Annotated in this window: 30 protein-coding genes and 1 tRNA gene; 12 read left to right on the forward strand and 19 right to left on the reverse strand. The window is 70.2% G+C overall.

What is annotated here, in order from left to right:
* The first annotated feature begins 52 nt into the window (after positions 1-52).
* The 3 genes from KF892_17140 to KF892_17150 all read left to right on the forward strand — a co-directional run bounded on the left by KF892_17140 (position 53) and on the right by KF892_17150 (position 3359).
* Complete coding sequence (locus KF892_17140; protein ID MBX3626748.1) at positions 53-1393, forward strand: multidrug transporter MatE; 1341 nt, start codon at positions 53-55, stop codon at positions 1391-1393.
* A 141-nt stretch (positions 1394-1534) separates the two neighbouring features.
* On the forward strand, positions 1535-2770 hold the full coding sequence (locus KF892_17145) for an SDR family oxidoreductase (protein MBX3626749.1): 1236 nt from the start codon (positions 1535-1537) through the stop codon (positions 2768-2770).
* A gap of 4 nt (positions 2771-2774) precedes the next feature.
* Positions 2775-3359: a diguanylate cyclase gene (locus tag KF892_17150; protein MBX3626750.1), complete on the forward strand. Its 585-nt coding sequence runs from the start codon at positions 2775-2777 to the stop codon at positions 3357-3359.
* Here the strand turns inward: KF892_17150 and KF892_17155 are convergent.
* Positions 3322-3798: a DUF2269 domain-containing protein gene (locus tag KF892_17155; GenBank protein ID MBX3626751.1), complete on the reverse strand. Its 477-nt coding sequence runs from the start codon at positions 3796-3798 to the stop codon at positions 3322-3324. The genes KF892_17150 and KF892_17155 overlap by 38 nt on opposite strands.
* Positions 3798-5090, reverse strand: a complete 1293-nt coding sequence (locus tag KF892_17160) for an NAD-dependent epimerase/dehydratase family protein (protein ID MBX3626752.1) — start codon at positions 5088-5090, stop codon at positions 3798-3800. The genes KF892_17155 and KF892_17160 overlap by 1 nt, the downstream gene beginning before the upstream one ends.
* Positions 5091-5185: 95 nt before the next feature.
* Here KF892_17160 and KF892_17165 point away from each other — a divergent pair, with 95 nt between their 5' ends.
* Entirely contained in the window at positions 5186-5680 is a 495-nt protein-coding gene (locus KF892_17165; GenBank protein MBX3626753.1) for a hypothetical protein, read from the forward strand.
* Positions 5681-5695: 15 nt separating this feature from the next.
* Here KF892_17165 and KF892_17170 read toward each other — a convergent pair.
* Positions 5696-5771, reverse strand: a tRNA-Arg gene (locus tag KF892_17170).
* Positions 5772-5898: 127 nt separating this feature from the next.
* On the opposite strand from KF892_17170, the gene KF892_17175 reads away from it, so the two are divergent.
* Complete coding sequence (locus KF892_17175) at positions 5899-6447, forward strand: cytochrome c5 family protein (GenBank protein ID MBX3626754.1); 549 nt, start codon at positions 5899-5901, stop codon at positions 6445-6447.
* A gap of 151 nt (positions 6448-6598) precedes the next feature.
* A complete protein-coding gene (locus tag KF892_17180) occupies positions 6599-7132 on the forward strand; it encodes a DUF3455 domain-containing protein (protein ID MBX3626755.1) in 534 nt (177 codons plus the stop codon).
* On the opposite strand, the gene KF892_17185 is transcribed toward KF892_17180, so the two are convergent.
* Genes KF892_17185 through purU form a run of 4 tightly spaced genes read right to left on the reverse strand, consistent with a single transcriptional unit; the run spans position 7120 to position 10060 of the window.
* Positions 7120-7677, reverse strand: a complete 558-nt coding sequence (locus KF892_17185; protein MBX3626756.1) for a DUF2946 family protein — start codon at positions 7675-7677, stop codon at positions 7120-7122. The genes KF892_17180 and KF892_17185 overlap by 13 nt on opposite strands.
* Entirely contained in the window at positions 7670-8677 is a 1008-nt protein-coding gene (locus KF892_17190) for an alpha/beta fold hydrolase (protein ID MBX3626757.1), read from the reverse strand. Before KF892_17190 ends, KF892_17185 begins: the two co-directional genes overlap by 8 nt.
* Positions 8678-8683: 6 nt before the next feature.
* Entirely contained in the window at positions 8684-9136 is a 453-nt protein-coding gene (locus KF892_17195; GenBank protein ID MBX3626758.1) for a nuclear transport factor 2 family protein, read from the reverse strand.
* 15 nt (positions 9137-9151) lie between these two features.
* Positions 9152-10060 (reverse strand): formyltetrahydrofolate deformylase, encoded by a 909-nt coding sequence (purU, locus tag KF892_17200; GenBank protein MBX3626759.1) that lies wholly within the window; start codon positions 10058-10060, stop codon positions 9152-9154.
* A 76-nt stretch (positions 10061-10136) separates the two neighbouring features.
* Between purU and KF892_17205 the strand changes: the two genes are divergently transcribed.
* Both KF892_17205 and KF892_17210 read left to right on the forward strand, forming a co-directional pair.
* Entirely contained in the window at positions 10137-10766 is a 630-nt protein-coding gene (locus KF892_17205) for a sigma-70 family RNA polymerase sigma factor (protein MBX3626760.1), read from the forward strand.
* Positions 10767-10771: 5 nt separating this feature from the next.
* Positions 10772-11473, forward strand: a complete 702-nt coding sequence (locus KF892_17210; GenBank protein MBX3626761.1) for an anti-sigma factor — start codon at positions 10772-10774, stop codon at positions 11471-11473.
* On the opposite strand, the gene KF892_17215 is transcribed toward KF892_17210, so the two are convergent.
* From KF892_17215 to KF892_17230, 4 genes are read right to left on the reverse strand one after another with little or no spacing between them, the layout of a single operon-like run.
* On the reverse strand, positions 11449-12987 hold the full coding sequence (locus KF892_17215; protein ID MBX3626762.1) for a PAS domain-containing sensor histidine kinase: 1539 nt from the start codon (positions 12985-12987) through the stop codon (positions 11449-11451). The genes KF892_17210 and KF892_17215 overlap by 25 nt on opposite strands.
* 4 nt (positions 12988-12991) lie before the next feature.
* Positions 12992-14002 carry a lipopolysaccharide heptosyltransferase II gene (gene waaF / locus KF892_17220; protein MBX3626763.1) on the reverse strand — a complete coding sequence of 337 codons (1011 nt, stop codon included), beginning with the start codon at positions 14000-14002 and terminating at the stop codon, positions 12992-12994.
* Positions 14003-14006: 4 nt separating this feature from the next.
* Complete coding sequence (locus KF892_17225; GenBank protein MBX3626764.1) at positions 14007-14213, reverse strand: zinc-finger domain-containing protein; 207 nt, start codon at positions 14211-14213, stop codon at positions 14007-14009.
* A 10-nt stretch (positions 14214-14223) separates the two neighbouring features.
* Entirely contained in the window at positions 14224-15156 is a 933-nt protein-coding gene (locus KF892_17230; GenBank protein MBX3626765.1) for a branched-chain amino acid transaminase, read from the reverse strand.
* A gap of 152 nt (positions 15157-15308) precedes the next feature.
* Between KF892_17230 and KF892_17235 the strand changes: the two genes are divergently transcribed.
* Entirely contained in the window at positions 15309-15620 is a 312-nt protein-coding gene (locus tag KF892_17235) for a PEP-CTERM sorting domain-containing protein (protein ID MBX3626766.1), read from the forward strand.
* 10 nt (positions 15621-15630) lie between these two features.
* On the opposite strand, the gene KF892_17240 is transcribed toward KF892_17235, so the two are convergent.
* The 8 genes from KF892_17240 to KF892_17275 all read right to left on the reverse strand — a co-directional run bounded on the left by KF892_17240 (position 15631) and on the right by KF892_17275 (position 20986).
* Positions 15631-16017 (reverse strand): hypothetical protein, encoded by a 387-nt coding sequence (locus KF892_17240; GenBank protein ID MBX3626767.1) that lies wholly within the window; start codon positions 16015-16017, stop codon positions 15631-15633.
* 52 nt (positions 16018-16069) lie between these two features.
* Complete coding sequence (locus tag KF892_17245; protein MBX3626768.1) at positions 16070-16324, reverse strand: hypothetical protein; 255 nt, start codon at positions 16322-16324, stop codon at positions 16070-16072.
* A 2-nt stretch (positions 16325-16326) separates the two neighbouring features.
* The gene (locus tag KF892_17250) at positions 16327-18177 is read right to left on the reverse strand and encodes a ferrous iron transporter B (protein MBX3626769.1); all 1851 of its coding nucleotides are present in this window, start codon (positions 18175-18177) and stop codon (positions 16327-16329) included.
* Positions 18174-18425: a ferrous iron transport protein A gene (locus KF892_17255; GenBank protein MBX3626770.1), complete on the reverse strand. Its 252-nt coding sequence runs from the start codon at positions 18423-18425 to the stop codon at positions 18174-18176. Before KF892_17255 ends, KF892_17250 begins: the two co-directional genes overlap by 4 nt.
* Positions 18426-18506: 81 nt before the next feature.
* On the reverse strand, positions 18507-18899 hold the full coding sequence (locus KF892_17260; GenBank protein ID MBX3626771.1) for a hypothetical protein: 393 nt from the start codon (positions 18897-18899) through the stop codon (positions 18507-18509).
* Positions 18896-19243, reverse strand: a complete 348-nt coding sequence (locus KF892_17265) for a hypothetical protein (protein ID MBX3626772.1) — start codon at positions 19241-19243, stop codon at positions 18896-18898. The genes KF892_17260 and KF892_17265 overlap by 4 nt, the downstream gene beginning before the upstream one ends.
* A 64-nt stretch (positions 19244-19307) precedes the next feature.
* The gene (gene radA / locus KF892_17270) at positions 19308-20666 is read right to left on the reverse strand and encodes a DNA repair protein RadA (protein MBX3626773.1); all 1359 of its coding nucleotides are present in this window, start codon (positions 20664-20666) and stop codon (positions 19308-19310) included.
* Positions 20663-20986, reverse strand: a complete 324-nt coding sequence (locus KF892_17275) for a DUF2917 domain-containing protein (GenBank protein ID MBX3626774.1) — start codon at positions 20984-20986, stop codon at positions 20663-20665. Before KF892_17275 ends, radA begins: the two co-directional genes overlap by 4 nt.
* A 170-nt stretch (positions 20987-21156) precedes the next feature.
* Here KF892_17275 and KF892_17280 point away from each other — a divergent pair, with 170 nt between their 5' ends.
* The 3 genes from KF892_17280 to KF892_17290 all read left to right on the forward strand — a co-directional run bounded on the left by KF892_17280 (position 21157) and on the right by KF892_17290 (position 24704).
* Positions 21157-22611 (forward strand): PLP-dependent aminotransferase family protein, encoded by a 1455-nt coding sequence (locus KF892_17280; protein ID MBX3626775.1) that lies wholly within the window; start codon positions 21157-21159, stop codon positions 22609-22611.
* 25 nt (positions 22612-22636) lie between these two features.
* Positions 22637-23266 (forward strand): LysE family transporter, encoded by a 630-nt coding sequence (locus tag KF892_17285; GenBank protein ID MBX3626776.1) that lies wholly within the window; start codon positions 22637-22639, stop codon positions 23264-23266.
* Between the two features lie 181 nt (positions 23267-23447).
* Entirely contained in the window at positions 23448-24704 is a 1257-nt protein-coding gene (locus KF892_17290; GenBank protein ID MBX3626777.1) for an HD domain-containing protein, read from the forward strand.
* The last annotated feature ends 18 nt before the right edge of the window (positions 24705-24722 follow it).

Here is a 24722-nt window from a genome sequence, read left to right on the forward strand (position 1 = left end):
ACGGTTCGGCCCGCTACGATGGTCAGATGATGACCATCATCTCTCGCCAGCCATGACGGCGACGCTGGCCGCCGCGGTCGCCCCGCCGCGGGCCTTGCTGAAGCAGGTGATGGCGCTGGCGGCGCCGACCACGCTGCTCGCGCTGCTGCAGGTGGGGGCGCAGCTGGTCGAGACCTGGCTCGCCGCGCGCCAGGGCACGGCGGCGCTCGCCGGCTGGGCGGTGCTGCTGCCGTTTGCGCTGCTGCTGCAGCAGATGTCGGCCGGGGCGATGGGCGGCGGCGTGGTCTCGGCGGTGGCGCGCACACTGGGTGCGGGCAAACGCGACGAAGCCTCGGCGCTGGTGCTGCACGCGCTCATCATCGCGGTGAGCTTCGGGCTCTTGTTCGCGCTCGGCCTGTCGGTGTTCGCGCGGCCCATGCTCACGGCGGTGGCCGGGGCCGAAGCGGCCGATGCCGCGGTGGTCTACGCGTTCTGGCTGTTCGGGCTTGGGGCTGTGCCGGCGTGGCTGTCGAACACGCTCGCTTCGGTGCTGCGCGGTGGTGGCCAGCATGCGGTGGCGGCGCGCACGCTCTTGCTCACGGCGCTCGCCTTCCCGCTGCTCGCCTACCTGCTGGCCGAACCGCTGGGCTTCGGCCTCGCCGGGGTGGGCGCGGCGCAGGCGCTGGTGCAGTGCGTGGCCGCGGCGGCGATGGCGTTCGTGGTCTTCCGCGGTGGCGCGGGCTTCGTGCCCACCTTGCGTGTGCAGCCCTCGTGGGCGCTCTTCAAGCGCATCCTCGCGGTGGGGGCGATCGCCTGCACGCTGGCGGCCGTGGCCAACCTCACCACCATCCTCGTCACCGCGCAGCTCAAGGGCTACGGCGTGGCGGCGGTGGCGGCCTACGGCATCGCGGCGCGGCTCGAGTTCCTCATCGTGCCGCTGGCCTTCGGCGTGGGCTCGGCGCTCACGGCGCTCGTCGGCCGTGCGGTCGGTGCGGGCGACTGGGCCACGGCGCGCCGCACGGCCTGGGTCGGCGGGGTGTTGTCGCTCGTCGTCTCGGGCGCGGTGGGCCTGGCCGTGGCGGGTTGGCCGCTGCAGTTCGCGCTCTTCTTCACCAGCGACCTGCAGGTGGCCATCACCGCGGCGCGCGGCCTGCAGTACACCGGGCTCGCCTTCGGCGGCTTCGGCCTCGGCATGGCGATGTACTTCGGTTGCATGGGGGCGGGCCGCATGGTGTGGCCGGTGGTGGCGGGGCTTGCGCGCATCACGCTGGCTGTGGGTGTGGGCGGGTGGCTGGCCAACGGGCTCGGCCTGGGCCTGGAAGGCCACTTCATCGGCGTGGCGCTCGGCATCGCGGCCTACGGGCTCATCACCGCGTCGAGCGTGCGGCCCGGCGTCTGGCCCGGGGCGCGCTGAGCGCGTTCTTTCTGGCCAGGGCGGCACATCGGTTGCCGCGTTCGCGGTCGTGGACTCGTTTCGACCTCGGGCGAGGCCCTCCCCCGCTGCTTTGCCGCAAAACCTACCCGGTGCCGGCAAGCGCGCCTGTCGAACTTCCTGATGGAGAGAACCGATGACACGCATCACCACGCTCACCTTCACCCTGCTGGCCGCGGCCGGCCTCACCCTCGCCGGCTGCAACAAGCGCGAGGACATGCCGCCCACCGGCGCCGGCCCCGGCACGACCACCACGACGCCGAGCGACACGCTGCCGGGCGGCACCTCGACCACGCCGGGCGGCGGCGGCACCACGATGCCGGGCGACAGCAGCGCCTCCGGCACCATGGGCTCGACCACCCCGATGCCCTCGGCCTCGGCCGCCAGCCAGTGAAGCGGCGCGAGCTGCGCGGCCGCACCGTCGTCCTGACCGGCGCCAGCAGCGGCATCGGCCGCGCCACGGCGCTGGCCTTTGCCGACGCCGGGGCGCACCTCGTGCTGGCCGCGCGCAACCAAGGCCCGCTGGAAGACGTGGCCGAGCTGTGCCGCGCGCGTGGCGCGCAGGCGCTGGTGGTGCCCACCGACGTGACGCAGGCCGACCAGGTGCGGGCGCTGGCGGCCGCGGCCGTCGAGCGCTTCAGCGCCATCGACGTGTGGGTCAACAACGTGGGCGTGGGCGCGGTCGGCTCGTTCACCGAGACGCCGATCGAGGCGCATCGGCGGGTGATTGAGGCCAACCTGCTCGGCCACTTCCACGGTGCGCATGCGGTGCTGCGGCACTTCATGTCGCGCCAGCAGGGCGTGCTCATCAACATGATCTCGCTCGGCGCCTGGGCGGCAGCGCCGTATGCGGCGGCCTACTCGGCCAGCAAGTTCGGCCTGCGCGGCTTCAGCGAGGCGCTGCGCGGCGAGATGTCGGGCTGGCCCGACATCCACGTGTGCGACATCTACCCGGCCTTCATGGACACGCCCGGCATGGCGCACGCGGCCAACTACACCGGCCGCCGGCTCAAGCCCGCGCCGCCGCTCTACGACCCGCGCATGGCGGCCGAGGCCATCGTGTCGGTGGCGCGCGAGCCACGTGCGTCGACGACGGTGGGCGCCGCCGCCACGGCGCTGCGCGCGGGGCATGCGGTGTCGCCGCTGCTGTCGAGCTGGATCGGCGCGCGGGTGGTCGAGCGTTACCTGCGCCAGGCCGACGCCGCGCCCAAGGGCGACGGCAATCTCTACACACCCTCCATCGGGAACGCGATCGACGGTGGCTTCCGCCACGGCGAGAAACCGAACCGCTGGTGGATGTGGGCCGCGCTCGGTGGCGCACTCTGGCTGGGCGCGCAGGCGGTGCGCCGGCCGCGCTAGGTACGTGGCCTTGGACGCCACGGCGCAGCTGCTCGAGCGATTGCTCCTCGGCGCGCTGCTGCCGGTGTGGATGCTCGCCGGCTTCGCCGACTGGGCCTGCCACCGGCGCGAGCGCATCGAGGCGAGCGCGGGTTGGAAAGAGTCGGCCCTGCACCTCCTGATGATCGGCGAGCTGGGCGGGGCGGTGCTTCTGCTGCTGTGGTGCGAGGTGACCGCGACGGTGCTTCTGCTGGCGCTCGCTGCGTGTGTGCTGCACGAGATCACGCTGTGGGTCGACCTCACCTATGCCAGCGCGCGGCGTGTCATCCCGCCCATCGAGCAATGGGTGCACGGCCTGCAGATGGGCCTACCGTGGCTGGGCCTGCTGACGCTGTGCATCGCCTACCGCGGTCAGTCGCTCGCCATCCTAGGCCTCGGCCCCGAGGCGGCCGACTGGGCGCTGCGCCTGCGCGACCCGCCGGTGCCCACCGAGGCGAAGGCGGCGGTGATCGTGGGCGCGGTGATGTTGGTGCTGCTGCCGTTCCTGCAGGAGTTCCAGCGCTGCCGTGCGCTCAAACCGGCTTCGCCACCATCAGGTAGAACACGATGACGAGGCCGAAGAAGGCGGGCACGCCGAGCGCCGTCCAGATCCACAGGAAACGCCAGTAGCGTGGCGGCAGTGGCTCGCCGCGCGTGTCGGCCTCGCGGGCGAGGTCGCGCATCTTCAATTGAATCCATACCACCGGCAGCCAGCAGGCACCGGCCAGCAGGTAGAGGCCGTAGGTCCACATCAGCCACTTGCTCGTGAGCGGGATGCCCGCGAGGTGCGTCATGTACCAGCCGCTGAGCGGCTGCAGCAGGATGGTCGTGGTGGTGAACCAGAGGTCGGCCTGCACCACCTTGTGCGCGACCACGGCGACCGGGCGCGGGTCGCCGGTCTTGCGCACCGCGAGGCTCGTGAAGAGCAGGTAGTAGGCCGAGCCGATGCCGGTGCCGAAGAGCACGGTCGACGAGAGGATGTGCAGCCACTTGGTGATCAGGTATTCCATCAGCGTCTCTCTTTCGTCAATGGCTCCAGCGCCATCAGCACCGCGATGGCCGCCAGCATCGGCAGGTTCTTCAGGATCGGCCCGTAGGGGTGCAGCCAGAACTCCGGCAGGCGCCAGGTGATGAGAACCATGTAGCCGAGGATCAGGCCGAGTTGCGCGAGCCACAGCGCGTGTCGGTGTTGCCGCAAGGTGAGCGTGAGCACGCCGAGCGCGAGATCGAGCGCGGCCGCGCCGTACAGCAGCAGCGGTGCGAGCGCACCGCGCACGTCGAGCCGGGCGAGGAGCGCGTAGCTGTCTTCGACCGGGTAGACGCCGAGCGACAGCACGCCCGTCACGATCCACACCAGCGCGACGCTCACGCGCAGCAGCGGCAGCAGCCACGACAACTGCGCCATCACGCCGGTGCTTCGGGCCGTCTCGGGGGGAATGAATGCCTCCACGCCGCGCGGCGGGTGGCCGAGCAGCGCCGTGGTGTCGTCGGCGGGCGCGGTGTTGCCGCGCTCGAGCATGGCGAGGCTGTCGCCGTCGAGCAGCGCGCCGTTCCACCAGCGGCCAGCGTGGGCGGCCAGTCGCACGAGCGGCATCGGCACCGGCCACACCCAGGTGTGCGGCACGCCGAGGGCCGAACGCAGGCCGGTGAGGAACTCGCGCAGGCTGAGCGGTCGCGGGCCCACGAGCGCGATGCGCCGGCTGTGCGCGTCGGGCCGTTCGACGAGCACGACGAGCGCCTGCACGAGGTCGTCGACATGGATCGGTTGCACGCGCTGCTGCCCCTGGCCGGGCAGGGCGAGCAGCGGCAGGCCTGCCAGCAGATTGAAGAGTTGCGCACTGGCCCCGCCGGGCCCGTAGACCAGCGAGGGCTGCACGACGCTCGCCTGCAGTGGCAGCGCGAGCAGCACGTCGTCGGCCGCCTTCTTGCTCAGGTGATAGCGGCTTTGCGCATGCTCATCGGCACCGAGTGCCGAGATTTGCACCACGCGCCGCACGCCGGCGGCGACGCAGGCCCGAAAGAGCGCGATCGGCGCCGCCTCGTGCAGCGTGTCGAAGCGCTGCCTGCCCTGCTCGCGCAGGAGGCCCACGGTGTTGACCACCACGTCGATGCCGTGCAGTCGCGCTTGCCAGTCGGCGGCGTGCAGGTCGCGCGTGAAGTCGCCTGCAATCTGCGCGCTCACGCCGGGCAGTGCCACACCGGGCCGGCGCACCACCGCAACCACCTCGTGGCCGGCCTGCGCGAGCGCGAGCGCCAGGTGGCGGCCGATGAAGCCGGTAGCGCCCGTCAGCAGCACCCGCATGGCGTGCTCCCGCGGGAAAGGGCATGGTGTTTGCCGAGGGTGTCCATGGGTGAGGCCGGCAAGTCATGTGCCTCGCAGCGTTCACAGGAGACACGATGAAGACTTGGACACAAGCAGCACGCGACGGCCTGTGGCCTGGGTTGGCGTCCGGGCTGTTGTCGCTTGCGGTGCTGGCCTGGCGGGGTCGCCAGGAGACGGGCAGTGCGTTCGCCCCCGTCAACGCGCCGAGCCATTGGCTGTGGAGCAACCGCGCGCTGCGGCGCGACGACGCGAGCTGGCGCTACACCGGCGTCGGCGTGCTGGTGCACCAGGGTGCGGCCGTGTTCTGGGGCGTTCTCTACGAACGTTTCTTCGCCAGCCGGCGCTTGGCGCACCCGCTGCATGCCGACCTGCGCGATGCGGCGCTGGCCACGGCGGCCGCGGCCACGGTCGATTTGGTGATGACCCCGCGCCGCTTCACGCCGGGCTTCGAGAAGCGCCTGTCCGCGCGTGGGCTCTTGTGGGTGTATGCGGGCTTTGCCCTGGGGGTGGCGCTCGGGAGCCGGGCGGTGCGGCGTCATGGGATGCGCGGGGGCGGCTCTTCTTCTTGATCTTGAAGCAAGCCTTGGCGCGTCCGGCTGGGATCGAACCAGCAACCCCTGCCTTCGGAGGGCAGTACTCTATCCATTGAGCTACGGACGCGTGGGCGGCGATTCTATCAGTGGGCCTTTCGCGGGCCGGGGGCGCTGCGGGTCGGCCGTCTATAATCCCGCGGTTTTGCGCCACGCCCTTGCGCCCACCACTGAAGCGGCCAGCCTCCGAGGATTTCATGAGCGACCACCACCACACCGAACACGATGACGCCCCGCACGAAGGGCCGATCAAGAACGTCAAGCAGCTCATCGCTGCGGTGATCTTCGCCTTCATCGTGCCGATCGCCGTCATCGTGCTGCTGGTCACCCGCGTGGGCGCCGACCCCCGCTCCGGCGCCGGCAGCGACGCCGCCAAGGCCGAAGCCGTGGCCCGCCGCATCCAGCCGGTGGCCAGCGTGGAAGTGAAAGACGCCTCCGACGTGGCCTCGCTCAAGACCGGCGAGCAGGTCGTGGCCGCCCAATGCGGTGCCTGCCACAACTCCGGCGCCGCGGGCGCACCCAAGATCGGCGACGCCGCCGCCTGGGCGCCGCGCCTGGCCCAAGGCCTCGAAGCCCTGCTGAACAGCGCCCTCAAGGGCAAGGGTGCGATGGGCCCGCAAGGCGGCGGCGACTTCAGCGATTTCGAGATCGCCCGCGCCGTGGTCTTCATGGGCAACCAGAGCGGCGGCAAGCTGGCCGAGCCCAAGGCTCCGGCGGCGGCCTCGGCGGCATCCGACGCCAAGTAAGCGCACCCCACGCGCCCTGCATCAGCCGACCTGCGGGTCGGCTTTTTCATGCCTGCGCGATTTGTGCATCCAGGCGGGCCTCGGCTGCGTAGAGGGACTGAGGCGGCTGTGTGGCCGCCCCTCAACCTGTCACCGATGCCTGGAGATGATCATGAAGAACGCCCTCTTGCTCGCCAGCCTGGCCGCCGCCGTGTCGGCCTGCTCCACCACCCCCGCGGCGACGATGGTCGACAACATGGCCCTGCCCGACGCCGTGCGTGCGCCATCGGGTGCGAAGCAGACGATGTGGACGGTCGGCCGCGGCGAACTCACCTACGAGTGCCGCGAGAAGAAGGACATGGCGGGCCAGTTCGAGTGGGCCTTCGTCGGCCCGGTCGCCACGCTCTACGGCCCCGGCGACAAGGCCGTCGGCAAGTACTACGCCGGCCCGACCTGGGAGGCGAACGACGGCTCCAAGGTCACCGGCAAGCAGGTGGCCGTGGCGCCGGGTGGCGCGGGCAACATCCCGCTGCAGCTGGTGAAGGCCGACCCGGCGATGGGCACTGGCGCGATGCAAGGCGTGGCCTATATCCAGCGGCTCAACACCAAGGGCGGCGTGGCGCCGAGCGCTGCGTGCACGGCAGCGGCGAAAGGCCAGCGCCAGCAGGTGGCCTACGCGGCCGACTACGTGTTCTACGGCATGTGAGCGGCGGCGGCACCGCGCTCACGCTGAGGGCTCAGGCGGTGGCCGAAGCGGCGGGGCAGCTCGGCGGCGGTGCACTCGTCGGTGCGCCAGTGGCCAGCCTCGATCGCGTCGGCCGCGGTTTCCATGTCGAGCGTGTGCACGATGCCGAGGCCGAGGTCGGTGGCGAGGTAGAGCCGGCCGTTCTCGTCGACGAGTGCCGCTTGGTAACGTGCCTCGCGCCCGGTGTGCGATCGGATGGCTGGCGCCGTACCAGCGCGCGCTTCGAGGCGCCAGATCCAGGGCGCCGATTCGAGCTCGACGTAGACACGCTGCGGCCCGTTCTGGAAGTACCAGTCGCCCTGCTCGTCGCGCTCGTAGTTGCGCTCGATGAACTCGCGCAGCTTGTCGTGGTTGATGCGGCTGCCCTTGACCGTGGGGAAGGGGCCGGCCGCCTGGATGCGGTCGTCGCGCATGTACCAGTCGCCGCGCGCGTCGAGCGCCAGCCAGCCGTAGCAGGCCGGCACGTTGGGCCATTTCTTGAGGGCGGCTTTGACGATCTCATCCATGCGGGGCTCCGATGTGTTGCGTCATCCAGTCCATGACCTGCTCGGGCAAGGTGAGCACATGACCGGGCCAGCGGCCCTTGGGAAAACCGACGTGCCCGCCGTGCTCCGGCTGCCACAGTGTCACGAACGCGCCGACCTCGTGCGGCTTGGGCAGGCTGGCAGCGGGGATGAAAGGGTCATTGCGCGCGTTGATTGCCAGCGCCGGGATGCGGATTCGGGGCAGGTGCGGCTTGGCCGAGCCCCGCGCCCAATAGTCTTCGGTGTTGCGAAAGCCGTGCAACGGCGCGGTGAAGATGTTGTCGAACTCGTACAGGTCGCGCGCACGCTGCAAGGCCTTGCCATCGAAAAGACCCGGGTGCTGCTGCAACTTCAGCAAAGCCTTCGGCACCATCGTGCGCAGGAACATGCGGGTGTAGACCTGTCGGTTGAAGCCGCGGCCGATGGCTTCTCCTCCGGCAGCGAGGTCGAGCGGCGAGCAGACCGAGCACACCGCGCTCACCGTGCGCGATGCCGTCTCGCCGGCCTCTTCGGCCCAGCGCATCAGCGCATTGCCGCCGAGCGACACGCCCACCGCCACCATCGGCCCGGTGTGGCCGGCGCGCAGGCGCTCGAGCACCCAGCCGATTTCTTCGAAATCGCCCGAGTGATAGGCGCGTGGCGCAAGGTTGAGCTCGCCCGAGCAGCCGCGGAAGTGCGGCACCGCGTAGCGCCAGCCGTTCTGGCGCGCCCAGTTGGCGAAGGCGCGGGCGTAGTGGCTGTCCGACGAGCCTTCGAGGCCGTGGAAGAGCACGAGCAGCGGGCGCACCCGGCCGTCGTCATCGGGCGTGACTTGAAAGTCGACGTCGATGAAGTCCTGGTCGGGCGTCGTCCAGCGTTCACGCCGGTACACCGGCCGTGGCCCCTGGTGGCTGCGCGCGAAGAGCGCCGGCCAGATCGTCTGCAGGTTGCCGCCCCACGGGCCATCGCCCGCCAGCCAGCGCGGAGCGCGGTACTCGTTCATGCCAGATCAGTGCAGGACAGAAGGCGTCTCGCCCACCTCGGGCAACTCTTGCGCGGTGCCGGGGCTGGCATGGTGCGCCACCAGGCGCCAGCCGAGCGAGGTCTTCACGTACACGTTGGTCGCCAGCACCCAGGCCATCTGCGGCCCTTCGTCGGTCATCACCTGGATGCGCTCGACCACGCTGTGCACCGCGCTGTCGTGCGTCTGCACCCGGCGCACCCGCTCGGGGCGGGCGTCGATTGCGCCGTTGCCGAACATCGCCTCGAACGCAGTGCGGATGGCCGCCGGCCCGATCATGCGGGGGCCATTGGGGTGCACGCAGCAGATGTCGTCTTCGTCCGACCACACCGCCATCAGCTTCTCGATGTCGGCCCGCTGCAAGGCTTCGTAGAACTGCGCCTCGGCGTCGTCGGACGAGCTCATCAGGGCGATCTCGGGCGGCTTGGGCGGACGCGGCATCGGGGCAGGGCCTTCTTAGTGGAAGACGACGGTTTTCTGGCCGTTGAGAAGCACACGGTGTTCCACGTGCCAGCGCACCGCGCGGGCGAGCACCATGCACTCGACGTCGCGGCCCACCGCCGTGAAATCTTCGGCGCTGAGCGAATGGTCCACACGCGCCACGTCCTGTTCGATGATGGGGCCTTCGTCGAGCTCGGGTGTCACGTAGTGCGCGGTGGCACCGATCAGCTTCACGCCGCGGTCATGCGCCTGGAAGTAGGGCTTGGCGCCCTTGAAGCTCGGCAGGAAGCTGTGGTGGATGTTGATGGCGCGGCCCTTGAGGAAGCTGCAGAACTCGGGGCTGAGGATCTGCATGTAGCGCGCGAGCACGACGAGATCGACCTCGTGCTGCGCGACCAGCGCCTCGACCTGCTGCTCCTGCGCCCGCTTAGCCTCGGCCGAGCTGCCGGCCGCCAGCGGCAGGTGGTGGAACGGGATGCCATAACGCCCGGCCAGCTCGGCAAAGACGGCGTGGTTCGAGACGACTGCCGGGATGTCGACCTCGAGCTGCCCCGAGTGCCAGCGGTAGAGCAGGTCGTTCAGGCAGTGGCCGTGCTGGCTCACCATCAGCAAGAGGCGCGGCTTGCGCGCGAGGCTGTGGAACTTCGCCTCCATCGCGAACTGCTCGCGCACGCTGGTGAAGAGCTTGTTGAGTGTGTCGACGTCGGCCAGGTGCGGCGGTGCCTCGAAGTGCACCCGCATGAAGAAGAGGCCGGTGGCATGCGCGCTGCCCTGGTCGGGCAGGTCGCCGAACTGCTGCGAGTCGACGATGTTGCAGCCGGCCTGGTAGAGCAGGCCCGAGACGGCGTAGACGATGCCCTTGGCATCGCGGCACGAGAGCGTGAGGACGAATTCGCGCGAACGAGGTGCGGTGGCAGGCGGCATGGCGCGGAATTGTACGGACGGGCCTCGCCTTGCAGGCGACAGCCCGGCATCATTCCCCCCTCATCACGGGCCCATCATGCGCACTGACCCCACCGCCTGGACCGAACGCAGCCGCGAGCTGTCGCAGCTGCTGGCGAAAAGCGGCCTGGGCGACCGGGCGGCTTTCGCACAGCTCTACGAGTGCACCAGCGCGCATCTGTTCGGGGTGGTGCTGCGTATCAACCGTGACAGGGCCCAGGCCGAAGACGTGCTGCAGGAGGTCTATGTCAACGTGTGGCGGGCCGCGCAGTCGTTCGACGCCGCGCAGAGCCAGCCCCTGACCTGGCTCACCAGCATCGCGCGCAACCGGGCCATCGACAGCCTGCGCCGCCGCCAGACGGAGCCGCACACCCAGCCTGCGCCGCTGTCGGGTGAGGGCGATGAGGACAAGGACGTGTACGACGACGTGGCCGACACCACCCCCGGGCCTTTGGCCCTGTTGAGCCAGGCCTCGGACGCCCGCGCGCTCGGGCGTTGCATGCAGGGGCTGAGTGCGCAGCAGCGGCAGAGCGTGGCGCTCGCCTTCTACGACGGCCTGAGCCATGCCGAGGTGGCCGAGCAGATGCGCCAGCCGCTGGGCACGGTGAAGTCGTGGGTGCGCCGGGCGCTGCTGGCGCTGAAGGCCTGCCTCGACGGGGCCGTGGTGCGCGACCTGCAGGCGGAATGAGGGCCATGGACTACAGCCGTCCCGAACTCGCCGACCGCCTCGCCGCCAGCTATGTGGCCGGCACGCTGCGCGGTGCCGCACGCCGGCGTTTCGTCGCCCTGACGCGTGTGCACCCTTCGCTGCGCCGAGCCGTGCGCGACTGGGAAGCGCGGCTGATGCCGCTCACGGCACCGGTCGAGCCGGTCACGCCGCCGCCGCAGGTCTGGCAGGCCATCGAGCGGCGCATCGCGCCGGCGTCGGCCGTCACGGCCAAGGTCGGCTGGTGGCAGCGCCTCGCGGTGTGGCGGGCGCTGACCGGCGTGGCCTCGATGGCCGCGCTCACGCTCGCCGTGCTGCTGGCCCTGCCGCAGCCAGCGCAGCCGCCGATCGTGGTGGTGCTGTCGGCGGCCGGCGGCACACCCGGGGCGGGGGGTGTGGTGCCGGCGTCCTTCGTCGCAAGCATCAGCGCCGACGGGCGGGCGCTCGTCACCAAGCCGATCCAGCAGGTGTCGCTGCAGGCCGACAAGGCCCTGGAGCTGTGGGCCGTGCCGCCGCAGGGCGCGCCCCGTTCGCTGGGCCTCATCTCTGCGCAGGGTGCGACGGTCGTGCAGCGGGGCAAGGTGCTCGACAACACCGCCGCCCTCGCCGTGAGCCTGGAGCCGCCCGGCGGTTCGCCCACCGGCGCGCCCACCGGGCCCATCCTCTACATCGGCAAGTTGACGTCCTGAGTGCGTGGGGGCGAGGCGTCGGGCAGCAGCACGCTGAAGGTAGAGCCTTTGTCCAGCACGCTGTTGACGTCGATGCGGCCGTGCATCAGCGTGACCAGGCCGCGCGTGATGGCCAGGCCGATGCCGGTGCCTTCGATGCCGCTGCGGCGCTGGCCCAGCCGATTGAAGGGCTCGAAGAGGCTCGGCAGGTGCGCCGGGGCGATGCCCACGCCGGTGTCGGCCACGCGCAGCGCCACCATGCCGCCTTCTTCGTGGCGCGCTTCCAGCCGCACTTCGCCGCCGCGGCGGTTGTACTTGATCGCGTTGCTGAGCAGGTTGATCACCACCTGGCGCAGGCGCGTGGGGTCGGCGCGCACCTGCAGCGGGTCGTCGAGGTGGCCCCAGTGCAGGCGCACGTCGGCGGCCTGCGCGGCCGGGTGCAGCATGTCGACGCACTCGCGCAGCAGCTCGGGCAGCGACACGTCGATGAGGTCGATCGACAGCTGGCCCGCTTCGATGCGCGAGTGGTCGAGCAGGTCGTTGATCATGCGCAGCAGGTGCTCGCCCGACTCGCGCACCAGCCCGAGGCGGTGGCGCTGGCCGGGGCTCAGCGGGTCGCTCTGGTCGAGCTCGAGCAGCTGCGAGAAGCCGAGCACCGCGTTGAGCGGTGTGCGCAGCTCGTGGCTCATGCGCGAGAGGAATTCGGTCTTGGCTCGGTTGGCCGCTTCGGCGGCGGCAGCCAGCTCGCGGGCGCGCTCGAGTTCGCGGTACTCGGTGATGTCTTCGAGGTAGCCGTGCCACACGATCGTGCCGTCGGCCTCGGCCCGCGGAGACGACACGCCGAGCATCCAGCGCTGGTGCCCGTTCGGGTGCAGGTAGCGGAACTCGATGCGGCGGGCCGCCTGGCTGTTCGTCCAGTCTTCCAGCATGCGGTTGGTGCGCTGGCGGTCGGCCGGGTCGATGCGGCTGAAGAGCAGGCCAGCGTTGTGCATCAGCGCTTGCGGGTCGAGGCCCAGCACGTCTCGGCAGCGTTCGCTCACGTAGGGGAAGACACCGCGGCCATCGCGCGGCAGGCGGAACTGGTACAGCAAGCCCGGCACGTGGCGGGTGATTTGGCGCAGGCGTTCGTCGCGCTCGGCCGCGGCGTGCTCGGCCTGCTTGCGCAGCGTGACGTCGGTGAGCGTGCCCACCATGCGGCGCGGCGAGCCGTCGGGCGACCATTCGACGATGCGTCCGCGTTCGGCCAGCCAGCGCCAGGAGCCGTCCTTGTGCCGGGCGCGGTACTCGCTTTCGTAGGCCGGTGTCTTGCCCGCTGCATGGGCCTGGTAGGCCGCGTCGTTGGCGGCCAGGTCTTCGGGGTGGATCACCGAGTCCCAGGCCTGCTGGGTGGCGGGCATGTCGCCGGGCTGGTAGCCGAGCAGGGCGACGCTGCCGTCCATGCCGCTCAGCACGTCGTCGGCGAGGTCCCAGGCCCACACCGAGGTGCCGGCGCCGACGAGCGCTTCGCTCATGAGCTTGCGGGCTTCGAGGTCCATCGGCTCAGGCCTTCGGGAGCGTGCCGTCGAGGGCGTCGTCGAGTGCGGCCTGCACGCGCGTGGCCGGCACGCCGGTCAGGCAGCGGTAGTGGCCGTAGCGGCAGGTGCGCTCGAAGCAGGGCATGCAATCGAGCTGCAGCTCGTCTTTCAGCCACAGCACGCGGGCGTGGGGGCTGAGCGGCGGGGTGTGCTCGGGGCTGGTCGAGCCGAAGACGGCCACCTGCGGAATGCGGAAGGCGGCGGCCACGTGCATGAGGCCCGAGTCGTTGCTGACCACACCGCGGCTGCCTGCGATCAGCACCATCGCGTCGATCAGCGTCGTCTTGCCGGCGAGCACGCGGCAGGCGCCGGGGGCGGGGCTGGCGATCTCGTCGCACAGCGCGGCTTCCTTGCCCGAGCCGAGCAGCACGACGGGCTGGCCGTGGCGGGCGTGCAGCGCGCGTGCGAGTTCGGCGTAGTGGCTGGCGGGCCAGATCTTGGCCGGGCCGTATTCGGCGCCGGGGGCGAAGACCCAGTAGGCCTGCGGGGCCAGGCCCAGGGCGGTGGTGACCGACTGCAGCCGCTCGGGCGGGAAGCTCAAGCGCGGCTCTTCGGTCACTGCCGGCTCGCCGCTCAAAGCACGATAGAACGCCACCATCGGCGGCCGGCCGCCCGGGTTGGGCCGGCGCTCGTTCAGCAGCACGTAGCGGCCTTCACCCTGGTAGCCCACGCGGCGCGGAACGCCCGCGAAGAACGGGATCAGCGCCGCCTTCAGCGAATTCGGCAGCACATAGGCGATGTCGAAGCGCCCGCGCAGTTCACCTGCCACTCGCCGGCGCCCGGACCAATCGAGCCGGCCATGCGCAAACGGCAGCGCGATCACCTCGGCCACCTGCGGCATCGCGTGGTAGACCGGCGCGACCCAGGGCAACGCGGCCACGGTGAGCCGCTCGCCGCGCTGAGCGAGCACCCGCAGCAGTGGCTCCGACATCACCGCGTCGCCAATCCACTGCGGCGCGATGACCAGCGACCTCATGCGATCAATGGTGGCTGTGCAGCTTCTCGCCGGCCTTCAGGCGGTAGACGGTGCCGCAGTACGGGCACTTGCCTTCGCCCGTGGTGGCCACGTCGATGAAGACCTTCGGGTGCCCGCTCCACAGCGTCATCTTGGGGTTGGGGCAGGCGATGACGCCCGGGCCTTGCAGGTCGCGGGCGAGCAGTTCGACGCTGGATGGGGTGTTGCTCATGTCAGCCTCTTCAGACGGCGGTCAGCCACTCGGCGTACTTGGGGTTGCGCCCGTTCACGATGTCGAAGAAGGCGCTCTGGATCTTCTCGGTGATGGGGCCACGCGAGCCCTGGCCGATCTGCACGCGGTCGAGTTCGCGGATGGGCGTGACTTCGGCGGCGGTGCCGGTGAAGAAGGCCTCATCGCAGATGTAGACCTCGTCGCGCGTGATGCGCTTCTCGACGAGCTTGAGCCCGAGGTCCTGGCAGATGTTGAACACCGTGTTGCGGGTGATGCCGTTGAGCGCGCCGGCCGAGAGGTCGGGCGTGTAGACCACGCCGCCCTTGATGACGAAGAGGTTCTCGCCCGCGCCTTCGGACACGAAGCCGGCCGAGTCGAGCAGCAGGGCCTCGTCGTAGCCGTCGTCGGTGGCTTCCATGTTGGCGAGGATGGAGTTGGTGTAGTTGCTCACCGCCTTGGCCTGCGTCATCGTGATGTTGACGTGGTGGCGGGTGTAGCTCGAGGTCTTGACGCGGATGCCGCGCTTCAGGCCCTCTTCACCGAGGTAGGCGCCCCACGACCAGGCGGCGACCATCAGGTGGATCTTGTTGCCTTTGGGTGACACGCCCAGCTTCTCGGAGCCGATCCAGGTGAGCGGGCGCAGGTAGCAGCTCTTGAGGTTGTTGGCCTTCACCACCGCGCGCTGGGCCTCGATCACTTCCTCGATCGAGAACGGGATCTTCATGCGCAGGATCTTGGCGCTGTTGAACAGGCGCTCGGTGTGCTCGCGCAGACGGAAGATCGCGGTGCCGTTGACCGTGTCGTAAGCGCGCACTCCTTCAAAGGCGCCACAACCGTAGTGCAGCGTGTGCGACAGCACGTGGATCCTGGCGTCGCGCCAGTCGATCAACTGGCCGTCCATCCAGATTTTTCCGTCGCGGTCTTCCATGGACATGGAGCTCATCCTCAGTGTTGGGCAATGCCGCCGATTCTACGAGCCGGGCTTCGCCACCCCCGGCTCTCGGGGGCGCGCGCCGGCACGCCACTTTCTATAGTGATTCCCATGCGTGGCCGAGGCATCGGGGAGGGCCCGGCGCTTGTTCACAGGTGGTTGTCATGAAACTCTCGCTCACCACATGGTCGGTGCTGGCCATGTCGACCTTGTCAGTCTTGCCGGCGGCAGCCCAGGGGGATCGGGTGGCCGCTTCCGAGGAACCCGCGCGCACGGCGTTCGTGCAAATGAGCGCCGAGCCGCGCCTCGCTGGCGCCGTCGTGCGCACGCGCAGTGAGCCGCGCGCTGGCGGCGGGGAGCGCTCCGCGGCACCGCCGCCCGCCGAGAAGGCGTCGGTCGAGCCGTCGACCTTGGGCTTGATGCTGGCCGGCCTGGCGCTGATCGGCCTGATGCTGCTCAGGCGGCGCCACGACTGAGCCGCGAGGCTCAGCCTTCGGGCGCGGTGGGGCGGTTGAGGTCCCAGCGGCTCAGCTTGCCGCCTTCGAAGACCAGCGTCACCCGGCTGTCGCCGGCGTCGCGCCAGGCCCAGGTGTCGGGCGACTCGCTCACGTGATCGCCCAGGCTGCGGGTGAGGGCGATCACCTGCATCAGCGTCATGCCGCGCTTCAGCTTGGCGTTGAGCATCACGGTGCTGCCGACTTCGCCCTTGGGCGCCTGCGCCGCGTTCTTCATCACGCGCAGCGCGCGGCTGAACTGCAGCAGCAGCCAGAACACGATGGCCGAGACCACCATCACCACACCTTGCCAGCCGTAGCTCAGCCAGCCGGCCACCAGGGCCACGAAGGCCAGGCCCCACCCCACGATTGGATTCATGGCCGCGATGGTAGGGGCCGAGCCGAGCTCACGGCCTGCGTGGTTCCCGCAATCAGGCCTTGGGCCGCCGGTGGAACTGGATCGGTTGGGCGGCGGATGGCGCCGGCTTCTTCAACTCACACCCGGCATCGCAACCGCAACCTGCGGAGGCTGTCGCCGCGCGCTGCAGGCGCCGGGCGATGGGCGCGGGCCACCGGCCACGCTGCAGCCGCTGCGCCAAGGCGCGGCGCAGCGCCGACGGCATCAGCGTCCACACGGCATAGCCGGTGCACGCGACGACGATGAGGGCAACGATCAGCTCCTGCATGTTCAGCTCCCGAGCCACAGGGCCACGCGGTAGGTGACGAACGACGCTGCGTAGGCGAGGGCAAACAGATACGCCGCCATCAGCAGCGGGTAGCGCCACGAGTTGGTCTCGCGCTTGACCACCGCCAGCGTCGACAGGCACTGCGGCGCAAACACGAACCAGGCGATCAGCGAATACGCCGTGGCCAGCGACCACTGCTGGGCGATCACCGGCATCAGCGCATCGGCCACCTCGCCGCCACCCGACAGCGCATAGACGGTGCCGAGCGCGCCCACCGCCACCTCGCGCGCGGCCAGGCCGGGCACGAGGGCGATCGAGATCTGCCAGTTGAAGCCGATCGGCGCGAACACATGCTGCAGCAGCTGGCCCAGCTGGCCCGCCAGGCTGTACTGGATGGCCGCGCCGGTGGCGCCCTCGGGCGGTGCCGGGTAGGTGGACAGGAACCACAGCAGCACGGTGAGCGAAAAGATGATCGTGCCCACCCGCGTGAGGAAGATGCGCGCACGCTCCCACAGGCCGATGGCGAGGTTGCGCAGGCCGGGCCAGCGGTAGGGCGGCAGCTCCAGCATCAGCGGCTGGTAGCTCGACTTGATCCACACCCGCTTGAGCGCCCAGGCCACCGCCATCGCCGACAGCACCCCCGCCACGTACAGCCCGAAGAGCGTGAGCCCCTGCAGGTTGAAGGGGCCGATGTGCCGCTCCGGGATGAAGGCGCTGATGAGCAGCGCATAGACCGGCAGCCGCGCCGAGCAGGTCATGAGCGGCGCCACCATGATGGTCGCCAGCCGGTCGCGCCAGTTGGGGATGGTGCGCGTGGCCATGATCCCGGGAATGGCGCACGCGAAGCTCGACAGCAGCGGGATGAACGCCCGCCCCGAAAGCCCCACCTTGCCCATCACCGTGTCGAGCAGGAAGGCGGCGCGCGGCAGGTAGCCCGAGTCTTCGAGCACGAGGATGAAGAAGAAGAGGATCAGGATCTGCGGCAGGAAGACCAGCACGCCGCCCGCGCCGGCGATCACGCCGTCGACCAGCAGGCTGCGCAGCGGGCCATCGGCCATGTGGGTGGTGAGCCAGGCGCCGGCGCCTTCGGTGGCGGCCTTGATGGCGTCCATCGGCAGCGCGGCCCAGGAGAACACCGCCTGGAACATCAGGAAGAGCAGCAGGGCCAGCAGCGCCAACCCCGCCACCGGGTGCATCACCACCGCATCGAGCCGGTGGTTGAAGCGCTTGAACTGCATCGCCGCGGGCGCCGCCACGGCCAGGATGCGTCGCACCTCGCGCTGCAGCTCGGCCGGGCTCGGCGCCTCGCCGGCGACGGCGGCTGCGATGGGCCATTCGGCCTGTTGTTCGAGTTGCGCGAGCAGGGCCGCGTGGCCGTGGCTCTGCACCGCGACCGTCTCGACGACGGGCATGCACAGCTCGGCGCTCAGGCGCGCCACGTCGATCTGCAGGCCGCGGGCGCGTGCCACGTCGGCCATGTTGAGCGAGAGCAGCATCGGCCGGCCCAGGCGCTTCAGTTCGAGCACCAGGCGCAGGTTCATCGGCAGGTTGGTCGCGTCGACCACGGCGACGATGGCGTCGGGTGCCGCTTCGTCGGCGCGCCGGCCGAGCACCACGTCGCGCGTCACGGCTTCATCGGGCGTCGAAGGCGTCAGGCTGTAGGCGCCGGGCAGGTCGACCACCGAGACCGTGCGGCCGCTCTTCAAGGTGGCGGTGCCGACCTTGCGTTCGACCGTCACGCCCGCGTAGTTGGCGACCTTCTGGCGGGCGCCGGTGAGCAGGTTGAAGAGGGCGGTCTTGCCGCAGTTCGGGTTGCCGACCAGGGCGACCTTGAGCGCCGTGGTGTTGCTCATGGCGCCGCGACCTCCACGCACTGCGCTTCGACCAGACGCAGTGCGAACAGCGTCTCGCCGATCTGCACGGCCAACGGCTCCCGGCCACCGGGCCCCCGGCGCAGCACCTCCACCGGCTCGCCCGGCAGGAAGCCCAGCTCGGCCAGGCGGCGCAGCATCGCGTCATCGGCTTGCGGGGCGTGTGCGCTCAGGGCCGTGACGGTGCTGCGAGCCCCGTTGGGCAGGTCGGACAGACGGGGAGAAGACATCACGGCATCCGCGGGAAAGCGAGATGCAAATGATAATCGATCTTATCTAGAAAGCGGGGGCGAAGGCTTCGCCCCCGGGGCTCACCGCCGTGTCGAGCCGTCGTCGGCGGTGGGGGCCGTGGGCGCCTTGCGCGGGTAGGCCGTGGCCTCGATCCGCGTCGTGTGGAGCGTGCCGACGAAGCCCCATTGCCACGACTCGGTGACGGTGACGTCACTCAGCAGGTCGTCGCCGGCCTGGCGCAGCAGGTCGTTGTAGGCCGACTGGTAACGGCCGTTGATGGCGATCGGGATGAGCAGCAGCAGCTGGAAGCCGGTGGCTTCGGCTGCGATGCGGCGGCCCTTGTAGGGGTCGATCTGGGCGCGGTCGGTCACGCCGCGTTTGGACAGGTCGAGCGGCAGGCCCTGGCAGCCCGCCAGCATCGCGCCGGCCAGCACCGCGATGGCGAGGGGTTTGGCGACACCGGGCGTCTTCATGCGACCTCCTTGACGGCGTCGCCGGTGATGGTGGTGCAGCGCATCGTCACGAGGAGCAGCCATTGCCAGTCTTCGACGATGTTCACGTTCACGAGGCTGGTGGCGCCCGGCACGCTCGCCAGGGCCTCCTGATAGGCCCGCTCGACACGGCTGTTCAGCCCGAGCGGGGCCACGTAGTAGGCCGTGGCCAGGAAGCCCAGCGCGCCGCAGGCCTTGCCTTCGGCGCGGCCGAGCACCTGGTACTTGGCGGGCGGCATGGGGGCGATGGTGAACGGGGTCGAGGCGCAGCCGGCGAGCTGGCCCGCGGCCAGCACGGCCGCGCACAGGCGGGCAATTCTCTTCATGGTTCCTCCCGAAAAAGCGTCGTCAACGTTGGGCGGCGATTCTGCCCGCCGCGTCGTCGTGCGTTCAGAGGGTCCGCACCAAGTCGAGTGCCTGCTCGATGCGCTCGACCGCATGCACCGTGAGCCCCTCGATCGGCTTTTTTGGCGCATTCGCCTTGGGCACGATGGCCACGCTGAAGCCGAGCTTGGCGGCTTCCTTCAGCCGCTCCTGCCCGCGCGGCGCGGGCCGCACCTCGCCGGCCAGACCCACTTCGCCGAAGGTGATGAAGCCGCGCGGCAAGGGCTTGCCGCGCAGGCTGCTCTGGATGGCGAGCATCACCGCCAGGTCGGCGGCCGGCTCGCTGATGCGCACACCGCCCACCGCGTTGACGAAGACGTCCTGGTCCATGAAGGCGACACCCGCATGGCGGTGCATCACGGCCAGCATCATCGCGAGACGGTCGCGGTCGAGGCCGACGGAGAGACGCCGTGGGCTGGGCCCGCCCGAGTCGACCAGCGCCTGGATCTCCACCAGCATCGGCCGCGTGCCTTCCAGCGTGACCAGCACGCACGAGCCCGCCACCGGCTCGCCGTGCGTCGAGAGGAAGATCGCGCTCGGGTTGGCCACGCCCTTCAGGCCCTTTTCCGTCATCGCGAAGACGCCGATCTCGTTGACCGCGCCGAAGCGGTTCTTGATGGCGCGCACCAGGCGGAAGCTCGAATGTGTGTCGCCCTCGAAATACAGCACCGTGTCGACGATGTGCTCCAGCACGCGCGGGCCGGCGAGCGCCCCTTCCTTCGTCACGTGGCCCACCAGCACGATGGCCGTGCCGCGGCTCTTGGCGATGCGCACGAGCTGCGCCGCGCATTCGCGCACCTGGGCCACCGAGCCGGGGGCCGAGGTGAGCTCTTCGCTGTACATGGTCTGGATCGAGTCGATCACGCACACCGTGGGCTGCTCGGCTTCGAGCGCGGCGCTGATCTTCTCAAGGTTGATCTCGGCGACCACGCGCACCTGCGAGCCGTCGAGGCCCAGGCGGCGCGAGCGCAGCGCCACCTGGGCGCCTGACTCTTCACCGGTCACGTACAGCGTGGGCACCGTCTTCGACAACGCATCCAGCGCCTGCAAGAGCAGTGTCGACTTGCCGATGCCCGGGTCGCCGCCGATCAGCACGACGCCGCCAGCGACGATGCCGCCGCCGAGCACGCGGTCGAGTTCCTCGATGCCCGTGGGGCGCCGGTCGACGTCGGTCGCCTCGATCTCGGAAAGTGTGGCCACCGGCTGCGGCGCGGCCAGCGACTGGAAGCGGTGTTGCTTCGCACCACCCTCGGCCACGCCTTCGACCAGCGTGTTCCAGGCATTGCAGTGCGGGCACTTGCCCAGCCACTTGGGGCTGGTGCCACCACACTCGCTACAGGTATAGACGGACTTGGTTTTGCTCACCCGGGCACTGTAGCCGCCCGGGTGGCTCGCCTCGTGAGCCTGCGCAGGCCCCGTCGCAGCGACCGGCCGAGGCGTTGGTGCCACGCCGTGTCGCACTCGAAGCGCAGCCAGACCTCGTGGTCGGCCTGGATGAGGGTGTTCCGCTCACGCCGCAGCTCGAAGCACTCGCCGTGGTACAGGAAGTGGTCGTCCAGGTCGTCGCGCTGGGTCACCCACACCCGGCCGCCGCCGACCACGCGCATCCGCGCCGGGGCTTGTTGCCAGGCGAGCACTTCGCCGGCTTGCAGACGAAGGGTGACGGGGGGTGTGAAGCGGACCATGACGTTCTCCTGTCTCGTGGGCATTCAGTGTGCGCAGCCGCGCGGCGCGCCGCCATATCCAGCCGTGCACGAACTTCAGCGACACAGATGTCACGCCGAGCATCTGTATTGGTGACAACTGGAGGGCTCTGTATCTGTCACGGCACGGGCTCCCTCGTCAGAATGGCTGCATGAACGCCCCCGCCGACTCTGGATTGCCGCTCTACACCCGCGTGGCGGGCGAGCTGGCACAGGCCATCCAGGCCGGCAGCCTGCGCACCGGCGACCGGCTGCCCTCCGTGCGGATGTTGTGTCAGCAACATGGCGTGAGCCCGTCCACCGTGACGCAGGCCTATCGCTGGCTGGAGAACCAGCGCCTCGTGGAAGCACGCCCGAAGTCGGGCTACTTCGTGGCCGCGCGCCACGCGCCGCTGCCCGAGCCCGAGCTCGACACGCGCATGAGCCGCGCCGGCTTCGTGACGCCCGACGACCTCACACGCCAGTTCCTTTTCGGCAACGACGACCCCGAGGCCGCGCCCTCGTTCTGCCCGCTGCCGGCGCGCGAGATCCTGCCCGAGGCCAAGCTGCGGCAGCTCACCGCCAAGCTCAACCGCCTGCACCCCGAATACGCCTCGCGCTACAGCATCACCGGCAGCCTCAACCTGCGCCAGGAGATCGCCCGCCGCAGCGTGAGTGCCGGCGTGCGGCTGCGGCCGGAAGAAATCATCCTCACCAACGGTGGCAGCGAGGCCGTCTTCCTCGCGCTGCGCTCGGCGGCGCAGGCCGGCGACACGGTGGCGCTCGAATCGCCCACCTACTGGATGCTGCTGGAGATCATCCGCACGCTGGGCATGAAGTCGATCGAGATCCCCACGCACCCGCGCGAAGGCATCTCGGTCGAAGCACTCGACCTCGCCACGCAACGGGCCGGCGCCGTGCAAGCCTGCGTGGTGGTGCCCAACTTCCACAACCCGCTCGGCAGCCTGATGCCGGTGGCCAACAAGCGCCGGCTCGTGTCGCTCGCGCGCGAGCGTGGCTTCACGCTGATCGAGACCGACATCTACGGCGAGACCTACTTCGGCGACGAACGCCCGCCGGTGCTCAAGGCCTTCGACGCGCACGACGACGTGATCCTCTGCTCGGCCTTCACCAAGACGGTGGCGCCCGGCTATCGCGTGGGCTGGATCGCGCCGGGCCGCCATTTCAAGACGGCGCAGTCGCACAAGTTCCACACCTCCATCACCGGCGCGATGCTGCCGCAGGAGGTGATCGCCGAGTTCATCCGCGATGGCGGCTACGACCACCACATGCGCAAGCTGCGCGCCGCGCTCAAGCAGCAGTGCGCGCAGATGGTCGACGCGGTGACACGCCTCTTCCCCGATGGCTGCCGCCTGAGCGTGCCGCAGGGCGGCCTGATGCTGTGGATCGAGATGCCCCGCAGCGTCGACTCGCGCAAGGTCTTCGAGCGGGCGCGCCACGAGCACATCGGCTGCGCGCCGGGCGCCACCTTCAGCAACAGCACCCGGTTCAATCACTTCCTGCGCCTGCACTACGGCGAGCCGTGGTCGCCACGCCACGAGGCGCACATCCGCCGCCTGGGCCAGATCGTGGCCGAAGAGGCCGAGCGTGGCCGCGCGGCGGCCTGACCTTCCTTCAACGAGAGACCTTCCCATGGAACTGAGCACCTGGCTCGCCTTCTTCGCCGCCTCGTGGGCCATCAGCATCTCGCCCGGCGCGGGCGCGGTGGCGGCCATGAGCGCCGGCCTCAACCACGGCTTCGCGCGCGGCTACTTCATGACGCTCGGCTTGATCCTCGGCATCTGGACGCAGGTGCTGGTGGTGGGGCTCGGCCTGGGCGCGCTGATTGCCACCTCGAGCCTCGCGTTCGCCATCGTCAAGTGGCTGGGCGTGGCCTACCTCGTGTACCTGGGCATCAAGCAGTGGCGCGCACCGGCCGAGCCGATGGTGGCCGAGGTCGACGGCGGCGCCGTCAGGGTGCCGCGCCGCACGCTGGTCCTGCGCGGCTGGATGGTGAATGCCGTCAACCCCAAGGGCACCGTGTTCCTGCTGGCCGTGGTGCCGCAGTTCCTCGACCTCGCCCGCCCGCTCGCCACGCAATACGCCGTGATCGGCGCGACCCTCGGCTTCACCGACCTGGTGGTGATGGGTGTGTACACGCTCCTCGCGGCGCGTGTGCTGCGCCTGCTGAAGTCGGCGCGGCAGTTGCGCTTGATGAACCGGACCTTCGGCAGTCTCTTCGTCGCGGCGGGTGGCCTGCTTGCGTTCTTCAAGCGCGCCTGATGTGAGCCCCTCGCCCGACGAGTACATCGGGCGATCCCCCGAGGGGATGCGGGCCGGCTTGGGAGCGGCCCGGCGCTCGGCCCTCGACACGACTCGTCACAACCTGGCCCTCAATCCCTATCAAGCGGGGCCGGCGTTCGGCCGACAACAAACCGTAGCCACGGCCTGTCGGAGCTTGCCCATGAACGCACCTGCCTCTTCTGCTGTCTTCCAGACCGCCAACCCGCACGCGTTGGCCGTCATCCTCGACGCGGCGCAGACCCGATCGATCATCGCCTCGCGCGACATCTTCGACATCTCCGGCACCAAGCTCTGGGCGCGTGACCAGCCGGTGTCGCAGGCGCTGCAGCGCAAGCTGATGGACCGCCAGCTGCGCCACCCGCTCGAAGCATGCCTGCTGGCCGAAGACGGCGTGACCGCGCACTCGCTGGTGCACTCGCTGGAAACGCTGCTCTCGCGCGATGGCGGCCTCGCGCCGCTGCTCATGCCGCACGCGGCCAAGCTGCTGCGCGAAGCGCCGCACCTGCCGCTGCACCCGGTGGCGCAGCTGCTGCTCACCGCCAGCCAGGCCTCGCGCCCCGAAGCCTTCGAGCATGCGGTGGAGGCGATGGCGCTCAACGGCGCACTCGCCATCGCCCACGGTGCCAGCCGCGGCGACGTGCGCCTGGCCATGCTCGCCGGCCTGCTGCACGACCTGGGCGAGATGTACATCGCGCCCGAGCACGGCGAAGCCGACGTCGAGCACATGCTGCAGTTCGAGAGCTACCAGCACCTGGTGGTGCACCCGCACGTGGGCCAGCTGCTCCTGCAGCAGCTCACCGACTACCCGCCCAGCGTGGCGCGTGCGGTCGCCGAGCACCACGAGCGGCTCGATGGCTCGGGCTACCCGCACTGCCTGCAGCGCGAGCAGCTCTCGCCGCAGGGCCGCCAGCTCGCCATCACCGAAGCGGTGCTCGCCGTGCTGCGCAGCGAGTGCCCCGAGCTCGCCCGCGCGAGCGTGGCACTGCGCGTGGTGCCCGGCGAGTTCGACCTGAGCCTGGTCGGCCCCATCGCGCAGGCGGCGCGGCAGCAGCCGCTCCCGGCGTCGTCGCTCACGCCCGACGAGATGCGGGTGCGCCTGTCGCTGCTCGATGCGGCCCTGCACACCGCGCACGCCGGCATCGTGGCGCTGGCATCGACTGCGAAGTCTCAAGCCCTGATGGACGCGCTGACACTGTCGCAAGCCCTGCTCGCCCGCCTGCGCAAGGGCTGGGCGGCGAGCGGCCTGTGGAGCGGTGGCGAGCTGGCACTGCAAGACGCCGCCGAGATCGAAGCGGTGGAGCACGAGTTGTTGTTCCGCCTGCGCGCGATCCGAAGCGCGACGCTGCTGCGCGCCGGCAAGCTGCCGGCGGGCGACCTGCAAAGCCTGATGGTGCTGGGCGAGCAGCTCGGCGCCTGACCGTTCAGGGCGCGGCGC

It is taken from the genome of Rhizobacter sp., assembly GCA_019635355.1.
Classification (GTDB): Bacteria; Pseudomonadota; Gammaproteobacteria; order Burkholderiales; family Burkholderiaceae_C; genus Rhizobacter.

What these genes read in the sequence shown, in the direction of transcription:
- KF892_17275 (MBX3626774.1), bottom strand. Translation starts at nt 20,986, where the DNA reads ATGGTCCGCTTCACACCCCCCGTCACCCTTCGTCTGCAAGCCGGCGAA.
- purU (MBX3626759.1), bottom strand. Translation starts at nt 10,060, where the DNA reads ATGCCGCCTGCCACCGCACCTCGTTCGCGCGAATTCGTCCTCACGCTC.
- waaF (MBX3626763.1), bottom strand. Translation starts at nt 14,002, where the DNA reads ATGAGGTCGCTGGTCATCGCGCCGCAGTGGATTGGCGACGCGGTGATG.
- KF892_17165 (MBX3626753.1), top strand. Translation starts at nt 5,186, where the DNA reads ATGAAGACTTGGACACAAGCAGCACGCGACGGCCTGTGGCCTGGGTTG.
- KF892_17290 (MBX3626777.1), top strand. Translation starts at nt 23,448, where the DNA reads ATGAACGCACCTGCCTCTTCTGCTGTCTTCCAGACCGCCAACCCGCAC.
- KF892_17210 (MBX3626761.1), top strand. Translation starts at nt 10,772, where the DNA reads ATGGACTACAGCCGTCCCGAACTCGCCGACCGCCTCGCCGCCAGCTAT.
- KF892_17235 (MBX3626766.1), top strand. Translation starts at nt 15,309, where the DNA reads ATGAAACTCTCGCTCACCACATGGTCGGTGCTGGCCATGTCGACCTTG.
- KF892_17215 (MBX3626762.1), bottom strand. Translation starts at nt 12,987, where the DNA reads ATGGACCTCGAAGCCCGCAAGCTCATGAGCGAAGCGCTCGTCGGCGCC.
- KF892_17230 (MBX3626765.1), bottom strand. Translation starts at nt 15,156, where the DNA reads ATGAGCTCCATGTCCATGGAAGACCGCGACGGAAAAATCTGGATGGAC.
- KF892_17195 (MBX3626758.1), bottom strand. Translation starts at nt 9,136, where the DNA reads ATGCCGCGTCCGCCCAAGCCGCCCGAGATCGCCCTGATGAGCTCGTCC.
- KF892_17245 (MBX3626768.1), bottom strand. Translation starts at nt 16,324, where the DNA reads ATGCAGGAGCTGATCGTTGCCCTCATCGTCGTCGCGTGCACCGGCTAT.
- KF892_17250 (MBX3626769.1), bottom strand. Translation starts at nt 18,177, where the DNA reads ATGAGCAACACCACGGCGCTCAAGGTCGCCCTGGTCGGCAACCCGAAC.
- KF892_17160 (MBX3626752.1), bottom strand. Translation starts at nt 5,090, where the DNA reads ATGCGGGTGCTGCTGACGGGCGCTACCGGCTTCATCGGCCGCCACCTG.
- KF892_17140 (MBX3626748.1), top strand. Translation starts at nt 53, where the DNA reads ATGACGGCGACGCTGGCCGCCGCGGTCGCCCCGCCGCGGGCCTTGCTG.
- KF892_17175 (MBX3626754.1), top strand. Translation starts at nt 5,899, where the DNA reads ATGAGCGACCACCACCACACCGAACACGATGACGCCCCGCACGAAGGG.
- KF892_17265 (MBX3626772.1), bottom strand. Translation starts at nt 19,243, where the DNA reads ATGAAGAGAATTGCCCGCCTGTGCGCGGCCGTGCTGGCCGCGGGCCAG.
- KF892_17285 (MBX3626776.1), top strand. Translation starts at nt 22,637, where the DNA reads ATGGAACTGAGCACCTGGCTCGCCTTCTTCGCCGCCTCGTGGGCCATC.
- KF892_17145 (MBX3626749.1), top strand. Translation starts at nt 1,535, where the DNA reads ATGGAGAGAACCGATGACACGCATCACCACGCTCACCTTCACCCTGCT.
- KF892_17155 (MBX3626751.1), bottom strand. Translation starts at nt 3,798, where the DNA reads ATGGAATACCTGATCACCAAGTGGCTGCACATCCTCTCGTCGACCGTG.
- KF892_17260 (MBX3626771.1), bottom strand. Translation starts at nt 18,899, where the DNA reads ATGAAGACGCCCGGTGTCGCCAAACCCCTCGCCATCGCGGTGCTGGCC.
- KF892_17255 (MBX3626770.1), bottom strand. Translation starts at nt 18,425, where the DNA reads ATGTCTTCTCCCCGTCTGTCCGACCTGCCCAACGGGGCTCGCAGCACC.
- KF892_17225 (MBX3626764.1), bottom strand. Translation starts at nt 14,213, where the DNA reads ATGAGCAACACCCCATCCAGCGTCGAACTGCTCGCCCGCGACCTGCAA.
- KF892_17205 (MBX3626760.1), top strand. Translation starts at nt 10,137, where the DNA reads ATGCGCACTGACCCCACCGCCTGGACCGAACGCAGCCGCGAGCTGTCG.
- KF892_17185 (MBX3626756.1), bottom strand. Translation starts at nt 7,677, where the DNA reads ATGGATGAGATCGTCAAAGCCGCCCTCAAGAAATGGCCCAACGTGCCG.
- KF892_17280 (MBX3626775.1), top strand. Translation starts at nt 21,157, where the DNA reads ATGAACGCCCCCGCCGACTCTGGATTGCCGCTCTACACCCGCGTGGCG.
- KF892_17180 (MBX3626755.1), top strand. Translation starts at nt 6,599, where the DNA reads ATGAAGAACGCCCTCTTGCTCGCCAGCCTGGCCGCCGCCGTGTCGGCC.
- KF892_17240 (MBX3626767.1), bottom strand. Translation starts at nt 16,017, where the DNA reads ATGAATCCAATCGTGGGGTGGGGCCTGGCCTTCGTGGCCCTGGTGGCC.
- KF892_17190 (MBX3626757.1), bottom strand. Translation starts at nt 8,677, where the DNA reads ATGAACGAGTACCGCGCTCCGCGCTGGCTGGCGGGCGATGGCCCGTGG.